The 14,817-nt window shown below is 60.6% G+C and carries 10 protein-coding genes and 1 tRNA gene; 4 read left to right on the top strand and 7 right to left on the bottom strand.

Translation table 11 applies throughout. From position 1 onward, the window contains the following. Positions 1-54: 54 nt before the first annotated feature. From V8Z65_RS09735 to V8Z65_RS09715, 5 genes are all read right to left on the bottom strand, one after another. A complete protein-coding gene (locus tag V8Z65_RS09735) occupies positions 55-840 on the bottom strand; it encodes a metallophosphoesterase family protein (RefSeq protein ID WP_338719478.1) in 786 nt (261 codons plus the stop codon). Continuing rightward, positions 840-2,252: an O-antigen ligase family protein gene (locus V8Z65_RS09730; protein WP_338719476.1), complete on the bottom strand. Its 1,413-nt coding sequence runs from the start codon at positions 2,250-2,252 to the stop codon at positions 840-842. The genes V8Z65_RS09735 and V8Z65_RS09730 overlap by 1 nt, the downstream gene beginning before the upstream one ends. Positions 2,253-2,262: 10 nt before the next feature. Continuing rightward, a complete protein-coding gene (locus V8Z65_RS09725; protein WP_338719474.1) occupies positions 2,263-2,937 on the bottom strand; it encodes a hypothetical protein in 675 nt (224 codons plus the stop codon). A 60-nt stretch (positions 2,938-2,997) separates the two neighbouring features. Next, positions 2,998-5,139, bottom strand: coding sequence for a Wzz/FepE/Etk N-terminal domain-containing protein (locus V8Z65_RS09720; RefSeq protein WP_338719472.1), 2,142 nt, complete (start codon positions 5,137-5,139; stop codon positions 2,998-3,000). A 795-nt stretch (positions 5,140-5,934) separates the two neighbouring features. Further along, positions 5,935-6,010: transfer RNA gene (locus tag V8Z65_RS09715), tRNA-Thr, on the bottom strand. Between the two features lie 310 nt (positions 6,011-6,320). On the opposite strand from V8Z65_RS09715, the gene cysD reads away from it, so the two are divergent. Both cysD and cysN read left to right on the top strand, forming a co-directional pair. Beyond that, positions 6,321-7,229 (top strand): sulfate adenylyltransferase subunit CysD, encoded by a 909-nt coding sequence (cysD, locus tag V8Z65_RS09710; protein ID WP_338719470.1) that lies wholly within the window; start codon positions 6,321-6,323, stop codon positions 7,227-7,229. Between the two features lie 3 nt (positions 7,230-7,232). After that, positions 7,233-9,119: a sulfate adenylyltransferase subunit CysN gene (cysN, locus tag V8Z65_RS09705; protein WP_338719468.1), complete on the top strand. Its 1,887-nt coding sequence runs from the start codon at positions 7,233-7,235 to the stop codon at positions 9,117-9,119. Positions 9,120-9,170: 51 nt separating this feature from the next. Here the strand turns inward: cysN and V8Z65_RS09700 are convergent, their stop codons facing one another. Then, the gene (locus V8Z65_RS09700) at positions 9,171-10,598 is read right to left on the bottom strand and encodes a mannose-1-phosphate guanylyltransferase/mannose-6-phosphate isomerase (protein ID WP_338719466.1); all 1,428 of its coding nucleotides are present in this window, start codon (positions 10,596-10,598) and stop codon (positions 9,171-9,173) included. 194 nt (positions 10,599-10,792) lie between these two features. Next, the gene (locus V8Z65_RS09695; protein WP_338719464.1) at positions 10,793-12,025 is read right to left on the bottom strand and encodes an ROK family protein; all 1,233 of its coding nucleotides are present in this window, start codon (positions 12,023-12,025) and stop codon (positions 10,793-10,795) included. Between the two features lie 228 nt (positions 12,026-12,253). Here V8Z65_RS09695 and xylF point away from each other — a divergent pair, with 228 nt between their 5' ends. Beyond that, positions 12,254-13,288 (top strand): D-xylose ABC transporter substrate-binding protein, encoded by a 1,035-nt coding sequence (gene xylF, locus V8Z65_RS09690; RefSeq protein ID WP_338719463.1) that lies wholly within the window; start codon positions 12,254-12,256, stop codon positions 13,286-13,288. A gap of 206 nt (positions 13,289-13,494) precedes the next feature. Continuing rightward, complete coding sequence (locus V8Z65_RS09685) at positions 13,495-14,814, top strand: sugar ABC transporter permease (RefSeq protein ID WP_338719462.1); 1,320 nt, start codon at positions 13,495-13,497, stop codon at positions 14,812-14,814. Positions 14,815-14,817 lie beyond the last annotated feature (3 nt).

The raw sequence follows: 14,817 nt of genomic DNA, 5'->3' as shown, positions 1-14,817 counted from the left end.
GCGTGGGCTGGGCAATGGCGGCCGCCATGGCCGGTGGACGGCGCTGGATCGGGCTCAGTCCGAGTAAAGCAGGGCCGGGGCGGCGTCTGGCGTGATCTTCAGGGCGGTCAGTCGTCCCGTTGCAAAGGCGCCGGTATCGACGCAGATGCGGGCGGGGGTCACGACGGGCTCGGGTCCAGGCGTGTGACCATGAACGATACATGAACCGTCCAATGCCGGCGCCGCAAAAAACTCATCTCGTATCCAGAACAGGTCGTTCGGGCTCTGCCGATGCAGGGGGACGCCGGGGCGCAGTCCGGCATGAACGAAGAGCCATCCCGGGGCGCTCAGCGTCCAGGGACGGTCGCGCAGGAATTCGATATGATCCTGCGGAATATAGGCATCGATCAGCTGGCGCAAATTGGCCTGTTTTCGCGACCCGAATATGTCGAGTGGTAGGCCATAGGACTGAAGCGTTTCGCTGCCGCCGAATTGAAGCCAGTCCGAGCGGGGATTTGGGTTATCGAGGAAGCTGGCCGCCATGATCTCATGATTGCCCATCAGGCATAGGCGATCGAAATCGGCAGGGGGTGGAGCCAAGAGGTGGTCGAGGACACCAGCGGATTCGGGCCCGCGATCCACATAGTCGCCGAGCATGACCAGAAGCTTCCGCCCCTCAACAGATGCAGCGTCGTCGACGATCTTGCGCTCCAGCGCCCGGAGTTCCTTGAGACATCCATGCACATCGCCGATGGCGTAGATGGCCGAGGGCAGAAATTCCAGGTTCAGGTGCCGGCTCGCCACGTCCGGCGCGTCTCCGGTTCCGCCAATACCCAGAATTCTCCGCAAAAGGTCACGCATCAGCCGCGCCCGTTCTTGGTCCGCAGTCTAGTGGTGGTGGCAAGGCCGGTGCAGACGATGGCCACGAACATCAGCGTGTTGGCTGGGATTTCAAGGCTGAAATCGACCGTAGAGTGAATGGCAATCTGGGCGATGGCTCCCAACGCGGCTATTTGCGCGGTCCACGAGCCGGTCCCCTTCACCAGCGACCAAACCAAACGAGCGGCGATATAGGCCACAGTGAGCATAAGAAGCGAGCCGGCAATAAGGCCCAGTTCCGCCCAGAGGGTCAGGTAGGTATTGTGCGCCATGCTCCATACCAGGTCCGGGCTCAGAGGAAGGGCGTGTACGATGGGGAACGCCAGTTCGAACGTTCCGCCGCCAAACCCTGTCCAGGGCCGCAGGGCAATCAGGTTCTGGACCTGCTCGTAAAGCAATTGCCTGTTGTTCAGATCAAAGCGCTGCGCCTCGATGCGCTCTAGGAGGCCGCCGCCAAGCAGCCAGAGCAGCGCCGCAAAAACGGCAAGGGTCAGGGGCGCGAGCAGCAGCAGCAAGCCGATCCGGCGGATCGAAACGAGCGTCACCAGGATGACCACGGTTGATCCGGCCAGGGTGGCGAACAGGCCCATGCGCGACTGGGTTCCGACTATCACGAGAAGCAGGAACACATAGGCTGCGCCGTAGAGAATGACATTGCTGACTATGCCGGTCACCAGCCCATCGTCACGATGACGCTCGGCCTGACGCTTCATCGCCGCGCAGCCATGTGCGAGGGCCGTGATCGCCCCGAATCCCAAAAATGTGGCGAAGGAGTTTCTATTGACGAAGCTGCCGGTAATCGAACCGAAATAGGCCCATTTGGGCAGCCCCAGAATGGTGTCGCCGGTCCGCAACGCGACCAGGCCATAGGCGGCGTAGACCAGAGTGATGGCGATAAGACCGTGCAGAAACAGGGGGCGTCTTTTGTCGCTTACCGCAACCTGCAGCACCAGTACCGCAGTGAGGGCATAAGTCAGCTGCCGGGCCAGCATCAGAACAGTTTGTCCCGGCGCTATGCTGATCTGGGGGGCTGTGAGCGCCGCTCCTTCGGCACTGAGAATAGGAAACGAGCCCAAGGGAAGCAGTTGCGCGACCAGGGCGAGCAGGGTCAGGGCAACCAGGACCGTGGGAACCTTGAGCTGAGAAGGGCCGACGCGCAGTTCAGTGCCTGACCGAAGCTGCCAAGCGAAGAAAACGATCGATGCCGCGCCGGCATAAACGGCCCAGAGCGCCCAGAGGAAGGGGCGGGCGCTGGCGAAGGGCAGGGGTGCGAGCGCCAGCAGCACGAGCAGGGCCCAGAGCGCGAAACCGTTCTGCGGCCGGCCGCCGGTCTGGTCGGCGATGTGGGCGCGCCGGGGAAGGGAAATGGCAAAGCCGGATGCTGGCCTGTTCACGTTCTGGCTCCTAGGTCTGCCGGCGCAATAGCAAAACGAAACGACGCTGGACAGCCTCGGGCTGCTTTTCGATCAGTTCTTGAGCCCGCTGACGGAAGGCCGGGTCGAGAACATAGCGGTGCGCAACGACCGCGCCACGATTGCCGGGCAACAGCAGGACCGCGTCGGCGTCGCCAATGGCCCGTACTGTGGACGAGAACTGGTCATAATGATCCTGAATGAGCTCAAATCTGGGCTCGGCAATCCAACTTTCGGTGGGACCGGTATGGGCGGACCAGATTATACTGCGTTCTGCCTCGGCGACTGAGCCCTGCCGGATTTGCGCCATCGCCAGCACCAGCCAGGCATAGGAGTCCGCGCCCGACGTCTCGACGGCCGCCTGGGCCAAGTCTGTGCAGAACGGCACGATCATCTGCCTTTGGGCTTCGCTGGCAAAACGCAACACCAGCGGGGCGGACGTCTGCATGGCCTTGTCGCAACTATCGAGCAGCAGCCGGCGTCCCTGGGCAGAGAGCGGCAGGGTGACGTCACTGGACAGCAGGTCGATGAATTGCGGCAGGCGAGTGGACCCCGAGCCGAGCGCGGTTGCTTCCGCCTCGGTTCTCAGCGCAAAGGCCCCTAGCGCCAGCGTAACTGTCGATATGGCCAGGAGGGCCCAGAGTAGCAGATTTGGCTTACGGTCCATGTTTTTTCAGTCGGGCCCGGATTCGTTAGGTGCAGATCGCGCTGGCGATAGTTTGAGCGATCAATCGCCGTAGGAATAGTATCCGCCGTATTTCTTATAATATTCGGACCGGGACTGCTCCTGCTGGCTGAGCGTGACCATGAGCGGGGTATCCTCCCCTGCCGCTTTGGCGAGAGCTGCAATGTTCTTTTTCACATCACTTTGCGCGGTGCTGGCCCATTTCACCACATATGCAATCGCGTCTGAATGCCGACAGATATAGAGCCCGTCCACCACAGGGCCGACGGGCGGCGTGTCCAGGACGATATAATCGAAGGAGCGTCGGGCCGCCTTGATCAAGCGCTGGAAGTTGGGATTGGCCAGTAGCTGGTCCGTGGGCACGTTGCTGCGCCGCGAGCCGACGATGATCGATGCGGTGGAGAGCGGGTCGCGCACCAGGATCTTGGGGAATGACTTCATGAAGTCGGCTTCGTCGGACTGGAGCAATTCCTGCAGACCGGTATCGGACTCGACACTGAGATGGCGGTGGACCGACGGTTTGCGCAGGTCGCAATCGATAAGCAGCACCGCTTGTCCGGACATGGCCGCCGACCGGGCAATGGCCAGGGCCAAGGTCGTCTTGCCCTCGTTCGGATTGGTCGATGTCACCATCAAAACCCGGCCGCGCTCCTCTGGAGCGCCTCGGGAGGCGGACCGACCGATATCCTGATCCAGCGCCGCCCTGGCGCGCCGAATTGCCTCGGCGAAGATCGACAGGGGCGCGGTAACCACGAGATCGGCAAGGCTTTTTGACTCGGCCTTGTTTTGCTGACGTGGCACCACGGCCGCGACGGGCCGCTTGAGAACATTGGCAACCTGTTCATCGCTGATGAAGCCGCCGATGAGATTTTCATAGAGGAAGGCCAGAGCCACACCAAGGCCAAGGCCAGCCAGGGCCGCCAGAACCAAAATCAGGCGCGTATTGGGGAAGGACGCATTGTTGGGCGTGAGCGCAGTAGAGGCAATCCGGCTGTCGGCCATCTGCAAATTTGCCTGCGCTTCGAGATCCTGCGCCCTGGACAACAATGTCTGGTATTGCCGGCGGGCCAGTTCCGCATTCTGCTGCAACTGGAATATCTGTGTCAGCGTGTCGGCGGAGAGTTCGGATCCGATAACCTCAGAGCGCAAGGTCTGACGCAGGGTTGCTGCCTGATCCTGAGCCTGCTGAATTTCGTCCTGAAGGTCGGAAACCTCGCTGCTCGCGGTTTCCAGAATGGATTGCTCGATGCGAGAAAGCTCGGCTTGCAGATCCACGTCCGCAGCAGTGCCGGACTGACCGGAAAGATCCTGCTGGATGCGTTCGCGCTGCGCCTCGAGTGCGCTTACGGCGTCGGATTGAAGGTTGGCGACGATGGCATTGATATCATTGTCGGCAATGGCGCTTTGGACTGAGCTTGCCAGGGATGAGGATTGCTGACGAGCATCTTCCAGGGCCGCGATCTGGCTTTGCATGTTTGCAAGATCACTACGGCCGCTATCGCGCGTAATCGCCTCGATATTGTCGGCGATGAACTGATCGTAGGACGTTTCCGAGCTCACGATCGCGCCGCGGGCCTGTTCCAGCCGGCTTTGGATGACCGAGAGCGACGCCATGGCACTGGAAACTTTCGAAGACAACTGGTCCTGGATGTAGACTTCTGCCAGGGCATTGGCCAAACGGGCTGCCTTTTGCGGGTCTTCGGACCGGACCTGAATAGAAATGAGATAGGTCAGTCCGCGCCTTTGCACGGATACGGCATTGCGCAGCTTGCCCAGGGACTGGTTCAAGGCCTCCTCACCGGTCGGCAGATCGGGTATCGGCACGCCGAGGAAGGAGAGCAGGCGAGCGGTCAGGCCGATCGAAACCCCGAATTCCTTATCGGACAGCAATTGCTCGCGCTGAATGACCTTGATCAGGATATTGTCCGAGCGCGCAAGTTCGACTTCGCTGTCGATCCTGGCATTGTCCGCGGCGGCACTTGCGCCGGACATGGCGCTGTCATCCAGAATGTTCTTGGCCGAGGGGTCCACCATCACCAGCGCGGAGGCGGAATAGAGAGGGGTCAGTGTAAATGCGATTGTGGCCGCAGCACCCACGACCAGCACCGTGGTTGCGATGATCAGCGTCAGGCGCCGCCGTAGCAATCCAAGGATACTGCGGATATCGATTTCGCTATCTTCCATAACTGCTTCCGTGTCCCGGCTTTGCTGCTGATCTCGGTGTTGGCTTCTCTTGCTACGGGCCTGGGCGGCGCAGGCAAGAGCAAACCTATATACTTCACAATTTAGGGTGGGCTTGTGCGACCCATTTGCCTATCGCGGGCGCAGGTCCTGCGCCACGCGGAGCGCATGACAAATCCGCCGTCAAAGGGGCCAGAGTTTGGTCGCAAGAGGCGGATCATAATGTTGTTTTGGGTTATGAGCAGTGAGTGCTTCCCATTCGAGGGTGCTATCACGTCCTAATGTGTGACGGGAGAGCTCAGATAATGAAAATCAAGACGTGATAGACCAATGGGACGCCGAGGATGGCGCAGCGACAATGTGCCATGAATCAAATCATGTTTCCATCAATTGTGTAGCTCGATGTAACTACGGTTAAATTGATCGGCCGTCAGGACGGCGACGCGTCAGGGCAGGGTCTGCCGCCTAGAAAAGAAGCAGCCAGATCAGGTATCCGATCAACAGAAAAAGCGCCCATGAACAGGCCGCAAGCAGCACAATCCAGCGCCCTTTGGAACGCTGTCTTTGCTTGGCGCCGACTCTCGCTTTGGCGGGAGCGTGCAACCTGGATTCCATCACGCGGTTACTCCCTGAGGCCAGCTATTGTGGCTCTCTTGAATGGAATAGCGTGCCATCGCCACCAGGCACCCGACAATATGATCATTTGATCTAGTGCTGGCCGCGGCTCATGCGAGAGGCCAGGCGATACCATCGCGCCAATGCGCGTGGCATGGCCCAGGTAGTTCCTCTATGTCGGGCTGGTGCCGGCAGCAGGGTTCGAACCCGCGACCCCCTGATTACAAATCAGGTGCTCTACCAACTGAGCTATACCGGCAATGGGGAGCCGTTTATCATCGAGTGGGCCCGGCACACAACAGGCAATTGCGCATTGCCGGTCTCCGCATTGAGCGGCAGGGGCGAGGAACTTTTTTTCTGCCGATTGTGGCTGACGCGCACCGGCTGATGCGGCGTTTTGGCTGGGCTGGGTGGGCTGTCATACGGCCCGCCGGGTTGGGGCATAAATTTGCCCCAGGGCCCTCTAACCCCCGGTTTTGCAGCCGTTTTTGACTTGATGGCATATGGCAGCGGGGGGTACGAAACGGGCTGAAGCCCAGATGCTTGGGCACCAGTTTCGGGAATGTCTCTTGGACCAGAATCGACTGACGCATTTGCAGGCCCTGGAGGCCGAAAGCATCGAAATCCTGCGGGAAGTGGCTGCCAGTTTTGAGCGGCCGGTCATGATGTATTCGATCGGCAAGGATTCGAGCGTGCTGCTGCATCTGGCGCGCAAGGCGTTCTTTCCGAGCAAAATTCCGTTTCCGCTGCTGCATGTCGATACGACATTCAAGTTCCGCGAGATGATCGCCTTTCGCGACCGGACGGCGGAGGAATATGGCTTCGACCTGATCACCCACACCAATGCCGACGGTGTGCGGGACGGCATCAATCCGTTCGACCACGGTTCGTCGCGCTATACCGATATTATGAAGACAGCCGCGCTGCGGCAGGCTTTGACCGCGGGGCAATATGACGCCGCAATCGGCGGGGCGCGGCGCGATGAAGAGAAGTCGCGTGCCAAGGAGCGGGTGTTCTCGCATCGCAATGCCAGCCATGCCTGGGACCCGAAAAACCAGCGTCCCGAACTGTGGCGCACGTTCAACACGCGGCTGAACCCGGGCGAGAGCATGCGGGTGTTCCCGATCTCGAACTGGACCGAGCTCGACGTGTGGACCTATATCTATTCGGAGCAAATCCCCATTGTGCCGCTCTATTTTGCAAAGCGCAGACCGGTGGTTGAGCGCTCCGGTACCCTGATCATGGTGGATGACGACCGCCTGCCGCTGCAGCCGGGTGAGACGCCGCGCGAGGAAATGGTGCGATTTCGCACTTTGGGCTGTTATCCGCTCACCGGGGCGATCCGCTCCGATGCCGGCGATCTGCCCTCGATCATCATGGAAATGCAGGCCAGCCGGACATCCGAGCGGGAAGGCCGGCTCATCGACAGCGATAGCGTGGGGTCGATGGAGAAGAAGAAGCAGGAAGGGTATTTCTGAGCCATGTCCGCAATTCCTGCTACGGCCGACAACAATCTCGACCTCTGGCTTGCCCAGCAAACGGACAAGTCACTCCTGCGCTTTCTCACCTGCGGTAGCGTGGACGACGGCAAGTCCACGCTGATCGGGCGGTTGCTCTATGACAGCCAGTTGATCCTGGACGATCAGCTGGCGAGCCTCAAAAAGGAAAGCCATAACCGCACGGTTGGTGAGGAGGGGATCGATTTCTCATTGCTCGTAGACGGCCTTGTGGCCGAGCGCGAGCAGGGCATCACCATCGATGTGGCCTATCGGTTCTTCTCCACCGACAAGCGCAAGTTCATCGTCGCCGATACGCCCGGCCACGAACAATATACCCGCAACATGGCCACCGGCGCATCCAATGCCGAGCTGGCGCTGGTGCTTATCGATGCGCGCAAGGGCGTGCTGACGCAGACCAGGCGGCACAGCTTTATCCTGTCATTGATCGGGGTGAAGCATGTGGTGCTTGTGGTCAACAAGATCGACCTGGTCGATTATGACCAGGAGGCCTTCGAGCGCATTGTGGCCGAATATCGGGCCTTTGCCGAACCCCTGGGCTTCAAGACGCTGGCGGCGGTGCCGGTATCGGCGCTCAGAGGCGACAATATTCTGCGCCCGAGCGAGAATACGCCATGGTATGATGGCGAGGCGCTGGTCCCTTATCTCGAGACGATCGAGGTTTCCGAGGATCGTACGGCGCAGCCATTCCGCTTTCCAGTACAGTGGGTTAATCGACCGAACCTGGATTTTCGCGGGTTCTCGGGGACGGTGGCGTCGGGCGCGGTATCGGTTGGCGATGAGGTGCTGATCGCTTCGTCGCGCAAACCGGCTGTCGTCAGCCGTATCGTGACCATGGATGGCGACCTCAGCCGGGCAATTGCGGGGCAGGCGGTGACGCTGGTGCTGGACCGTGAGGTCGATATTTCGCGCGGCGATATGCTGTCACATTCCGGGCAGGCGCCGGACTTTTCCAACCAGGTGCAGGCCAGGCTGGTCTGGATGAACGAGGAACCGGCCTATCCGGGCCGGTCCTATCTGCTCAAGATCGGCACGCAGACGGTGCCGGCAACGATTACCGATCTAAAGTTCCGCACCAATGTGAATACGCTGGAGCAAACTGCGGCCACCAAGATCGACCTCAACGAGGTCGCCACGGTCACTATCGCGACCGACAAGCCGATCGCCTTCGACCCCTACGCGGTCAATGGTCTGACCGGCGGTTTCATTCTGGTGGATCGGCTGTCCAATGCCACATTGGGGGCAGGGACAATCGATTTCGGCCTCAGGCGCGCCCAGAATCTGACTTATCAAAGCTTCGACGTGAACCGCGAGGTTCGCGCACAGATGAAGGGGCAGGTGCCTCGCATCGTCTGGTTCACAGGGCTTTCGGGTTCGGGCAAGTCCTCGGTCGCCAATATTCTCGAGAAGCGTCTGACGGCAGAGGGCCGCCACGCCTATATTCTGGACGGCGACAATGTCCGGCATGGGCTGAACAAGGATCTCGGCTTTACCGAAGCGGCGCGCGTGGAAAACATCCGGCGCGTGGCCGAGGTGGCGAAGCTGATGGCCGATGCCGGCCTGATCGTCCTGGTATCGTTCATCTCGCCGTTCGAAAAAGAGCGGCGGCTGGCCCGCGAAATTGCCGGGGACATCGACTTCACCGAAGTCTATGTCGATACCCCGCTCGACGTTTGCGAAGCGCGCGATCCCAAGGGGCTCTATGCGCGCGCTCGCGCCGGAGAGATCAAGAACTTCACTGGTATCGATTCACCGTTCGAAGTGCCTGAGAATGCCGAACTTGTGCTCCATGGTGCGGATGCCGAGCCGGATGAACTCGCGAACCAATTGCACGATTTCCTCAAGTTTTGAGGTAAGCAACAAGGGCGCCAGACGGCGCCCTTGTTGTTTTCTTCGGCGCGATCAGAGGCGCCCGAATTCGTCTTCTATGCGGATGATGTCATCCTCGCCCAGATAAGAGCCGGTCTGGACCTCGATCAGCTCGAGCTCGATCTTGCCCGGATTGGCGAGGCGATGCACGCATCCCTGGGGGAGGTATATGGACTGGTTCTCCGTGAGCACGCTTATCGAGCCATCAACGGTGACCTCGGCCGTGCCGCGTACGACGACCCAATGCTCGGCGCGATGATGGTGCTTTTGCAGGCTTAGCTTTTTGCCAGGTTTGACGAAGAGGCGTTTGACCTGGAACCGGTCCCCATTGAGCACGGAGGAGTAGCCGCCCCAGGGACGATAGGCCGTGCGATGAACTTCCGTCAGGGCGGCCGTCTGGATATCGGCGCGCATGCGCTTGACCATGTCGCCGACCTTTTGGGCGCCCGACAACCGGCCCACATAGATCGCGTCATTGGTCGCGATGACGGCAACGTCCTCGACGCCGTTCACCGCGACATGGGCATGGTCGGTGATCACCAGGGATCCTGAAACGCTGTCGAGCGTCACAGCCCCCTGGGTCACATTGCCGGAGGTGTCGCGCTGCGCCGACTTCCAAACGGCATCCCAGCTCCCCAGGTCCGACCATGCGAAATCGACGGCCACGACGGCGGCCTTGTCGGTCTTTTCGAAAATGGCATAGTCGACAGAAATGCTTGGAGCGGTCGAAAAGGCCGCTTCATCGAGCCGGATAAAGTCCAGGTCTTCCTTCGCACGAGCAAGGGCGTCGCTGGCGGCCCGCAAAGTATCGGGCGCCAGTTTCTGGCATTCGCCGAGGAAGGTATCAGCTCCGATGATGAACATGCCCGAATTCCAGAAGTACCCGCCTTCAACGAGCATTTCGGTGGCACCCTGCAGGTCCGGTTTTTCGATGAAGCTCTGCACAGGCTGCGCGCCATCGCCGATACGGGCCTCGGACTTGATGTAGCCAAAGCCGGTTTCGGGATGGGTGGGGGTAATGCCAAAAGTGACCAATTGACCGGCTTCCGCTGCATCCCTGGCCTGCGAGACGGATAGCCAATATCCTTCGTCGACGCCGACCTCATGATCGGAGGGCAATATGTGCAGAATGGCATCTTCGCCATAGCGCTGCTGGGCATGCAGAGCAGCCGCTGCAATTGCCAGCGCAGTGTTCCGGGCCATCGGCTCGAGCAGAATGCTGGTCAGCGCGATTTCGGCCTCGGCGGCCTGCTCGGCCACGATGAAGCGATATTCGGCGTTGGTGACAACGATGGGCGGCGCGTAAAGCTTTGGATTGTGGACCCGCTTCAGGGTGTTCTGAAACAGGCTGGTCGGGCCCATGAGCGGCAGAAACTGCTTGGGCCGGGCGGCGCGAGACATAGGCCAGAGCCGCGTTCCCTGACCGCCTGCCAGAATGACGGGAATTATCTTCTTGCTCACTATCGCTGCCCTGATTGTTTATGCGGTTGCGGCCGCATAGTGCTTAATAAAAATGTAACGACAATATCACTATTGCAAAAACATGGCAGCCACATGGATTGGTGGTTAATTGGCGCCAGTGAAGAACAATCTCTTCGCGGCAGCAATCAGGCTGGCTGAGGTGCTGCTATGCGTTTTTTGCTGTTGGCGTTGATTTAGAGACGCTTGCCGGCTTCCAATGCGGCAATTTCGGCTTGATCAAGCGCTGACAGAGTCTTCATTTGCAGACCCCGGAATATGGGCTCTCGTTCGTCGGGATGTGCAAGGATGGTGGGCATGCCATTGATCTTGCAGATCAGCGAGGCTGACAGGGCTGCTTCAATCTCCGGGCGAAAAAGATCAATCGCCCGCGCACCCGGGCCGACGATCAGAATATGGGTGGGGTCGAACATTGCCAGCATGCGGCTCAATCCGTAGCCGATGGCGCGTCCGGCCAGGTTGAAGCCATGGGTGACCGCGCGTTCTCCTGCTTCGGCCCGCTGCACCAGCGTTTCGAACTGCTGGGCCGGGACTGCCGGGGCAGGGGGTGTCGTTTCGGGAACCGAGTAGCTGGTGCGCAAAATGCCGTAATCGGAGGCATAAGCTTCGATACATCCGCGCATGCCGCACCGACACAGGGCGCCATTGGGCACATGATTCATGTGGCCGAACTCGGTGGACCCGTCTTCGCCGCGCCCGGACATCTGCCCATGCAGGCTGAGGCCCATGGCAACGGTAGAACCCACGAAGACGGTTGCAACGCTGGTATCGTGCAATTGCGGGTCCAGCCAGCGCGTGCCCTCGGCCAGAAGGCGGCCGCGCTTGTGGATGGTCACCGGCAGGCCTGACATCCGGGCCAGGTCGCTTGCGAAAGACGTGCCCGCCAGATTGGCAATGGGCGACCATTTCAAGCCGCTTCCGTCCCGATCCAGGATACCTTGCACGCTGATAGCGATCCGCATGAGCGCGCCGGCAGCCTCGGGTGTGCGCTGACGCAGGCTTTCAAGATAGGTGGCGAGAAAATCGGTCGGCGATGTCTCGATAAAGGTTCTCGGCGTTACCCCGGTTTCTATGCGGTCAACCAGCACGCCGGAATAATCGACGAGCGAGGCGCGAAGCCGGTTCACGTCAATTTCAAACAACGCGACATAGGCCGCCCTCCGGCGAAAGCCGACCAGGGTGGCCGGGCGGCCGCGCACCCGTCCATCAGCGCGCTCCGTACCCGTCAATTCTTCAACAACGCGCTGGGATAGCAGGTCCTGCATGATGGCGGTGACGCTGGCGTGGCTCAGGCCGGTGATTCCCGCCAGGGCCGTGCGCGACTGCGGTCCACCCGAGCGCAAGGCGCTCAGGATCAATCCGCGATTTTGCCGCCGGACGCTATCACTATCGCTGACGTGTCGCGTCAAGCGGCCTTCCCCCCAGTCTTGCTCTGCAAAACAGCATCCCCAGCGCCTTAGCGCAAATAGCGGATTTCTTCGAGCCTCGAAATTGACGTTGACACGTCGCAGCATGACATGCGAGGTCTTTTTTCGAGCTATGAAATTAATGCTCAGGGCGCAGGGAGGCGGTGCCCGATTGAGGGCAAGGCGCCAACTTGCTTTGCGGGCAGCACGCTGCCCATAGGGAGGACAGATATGAACAAGTTTGCAGCAGTCCTGCTGGCATCGACCGTGCTTTGCGGCGCGGCAATTGCGCAGGATCAGATCGTGGTGGGCGTTTCCTGGAACAACTTCCAGGAAGAGCGTTGGAAAACCGATGAAGCCGCTATCAAGTCCGTACTCGAAGCGGCGGGCGCTCAGTATATTTCGGCCGACGCCCAGTCGTCTGCGTCCAAGCAGTTGACCGACATTGAAAGCCTGATCAGCCAGGGTGCCGATGCCATCATCGTTCTGGCGCAGGACAGCGAAGCGGTCGGTCCGGCCGTTGCCGCCGCCGTCGCCGAAGGCATTCCGGTGATCGGCTATGACCGCCTGATCGAAAATCCCGATGCCTTCTATCTCACCTTCGACAACAAGGAAGTGGGCCGTCTCCAGGCCGCCGGAGTCGCCGCAGTCCAGCCCGAAGGCAATTATGTCTTCATCAAGGGCAATTCGGCCGACCCCAATGCCGACTTCCTGTTTGAAGGCCAGATGGAAGTGCTTCAGGCCGGCATCGACGCCGGCACGATCAAGAATGTAGGCGAAGCCTATACCGACAACTGGAATCCGGAAGTGGCCCAGGCCAATATGGAACAGTTCCTCACGGCCAATAATAACGAAGTCGACGCTGTGGTCGCCTCCAATGACGGTACGGCTGGTGGCGCCATTGCGGCCCTGACCGCTCAGGGCCTGGCTGGCGCGGTGCCGGTTTCGGGTCAGGACGGCGACCATGCCGCGCTGAACCGTATTGCGCTGGGTACGCAGACCGTTTCGGTCTGGAAGGACGCTCGTGAGCTGGGCAAGAAGGCCGCGGAAGTGGCCCTCGAACTGGCCGGCGGTACTGCCCTTAACGAAGTCACCGGCGTCGTGCCGTTTGCCGGCGGACCGAAGGGCGTGGAAATGAACGCCTTCTTCATCGCTCCTGTCGCCATTACCAAGGACAATCTGGACGTCGTCATCGATGCTGGCTGGGTGTCCAAGGATGTGGTCTGCCAGGGCGTGGCCGCCGGTTCGGTTGCCGCGTGTAACTGATGCAGTCTTGACGTAAACTGGTGACGAGGTGCTGCGGCGCAATGCGCCGCGGCACTTCTTTCACCGGACAGCGCCCCGTCCGCGGGACGCTGTCTGTCAGGCGTTCCGGATAAACGATCATCACCTCGTTTCGGCAATGCCACCATGAAAGATCAGTGATCATCGGGCGCCTGCCGCAGGCGACGGATGATCCCAGGGGGAAATTGATGGCCGAGCAACGCGCCATGTCCAGCACCACACACCCGAGTCAGATGGTGCAAAATCCATTGCAGCGCTTTCTCATGGCCACGGAGATCGATACCCGTCTCCTGGGCATGATCGGTGCGCTTGCCATCATCTGGGTGGGCTTCAACTTCTTTTCCGGTGGTCTGTTTCTGACCCCGCGCAATCTGTGGAACCTGTCGGTCCAGACGGCCTCGGTTGCCGTCATGGTCACGGGCATGGTCCTGGTCATCGTGACCCGCAATATCGACCTCTCGGTCGGCTCCATTCTGGGCGTGGTCGGCATGGTGATGGGCGTCATGCAGACGCAGATCCTGCCGGTGCAGCTTGGCCTGGGCTTAGGTCATCCATTGATCTGGGTCCTGTCGCTGGCCGCGGGCCTGGCTGTCGGTGTCGGTATTGGCGCGCTGCAGGGGACGATCATCGCCTATCTGCGCGTGCCCGCCTTTATCGTTACATTGGGCGGTTATCTGGTGTGGCGTGGCGCCGCCTGGTGGGTGACCGCGGGGCGCACCGTGGCGCCGATGGATTCGACTTTCCAGCTCATGGGAGGCGGCCCGACCGGTTCGATCGGGGCGCTCTGGAGCTGGGTCGTCGCCGTCATCGCCTGTGGCGCGATCATTGTCGGTCTCTATTTTGGCCGGCTGCAGCGGCAGCGCTTCAATTTCCCGCAGCGTCCGGTTTGGGCCGAAGTTTCCCTGGCCGTGCTTGGCTGCGGTGCGACCATTGCCGCGGTCTGGGTTGCCAACGCCTATCCCTGGCCGGTCCGCATCGCCGAAAACTTCGCCGAAGCCAATGGAATTGCTGTGCCCGAGGGTGGCCTGTTCATCTCCCATGGGATCGCCATTCCGGTGCTGATCGCGGTTGGCGTTGGGGTCGTCATGACCTTCCTCGCCACGCGGACGCGGTTCGGGCGCTATGTCTATGCCATGGGAGGCAATCCCGAGGCGGCCGAACTGGCGGGCATCAATACGCGCTGGGTCACCGTCAAAATCTTCATGTTGATGGGCGCGCTCTGTGCCATTGCGGCGGCCATTTCGACGGCGCGCCTCAATGCGGCGACCAATGCGCTGGGCACGCTTGACGAGCTCTATGTCATCGCGGCCGCCGTTATCGGCGGCACATCGCTGGCGGGCGGAGTGGGCACCATTGCCGGCGCGCTGCTGGGCGCGGTGGTCATGCAGTCGCTGCAGTCAGGCATGGTGCTGATGGGCATTGATAGCCCGCTTCAATCCATTGTGGTTGGTGTGGTTCTGGTCTTCGCGGTGTGGCTGGACACGCTCTACCGCCGGAACAAGCATTAGGAG

It is taken from the genome of Devosia sp. XK-2, assembly GCF_037113415.1.
Taxonomy (GTDB): domain Bacteria; phylum Pseudomonadota; class Alphaproteobacteria; order Rhizobiales; family Devosiaceae; genus Devosia.
The sequence above is the reverse complement of the archived record's forward strand: the minus strand, read 5'-3'. Positions and strand labels throughout refer to the sequence as shown.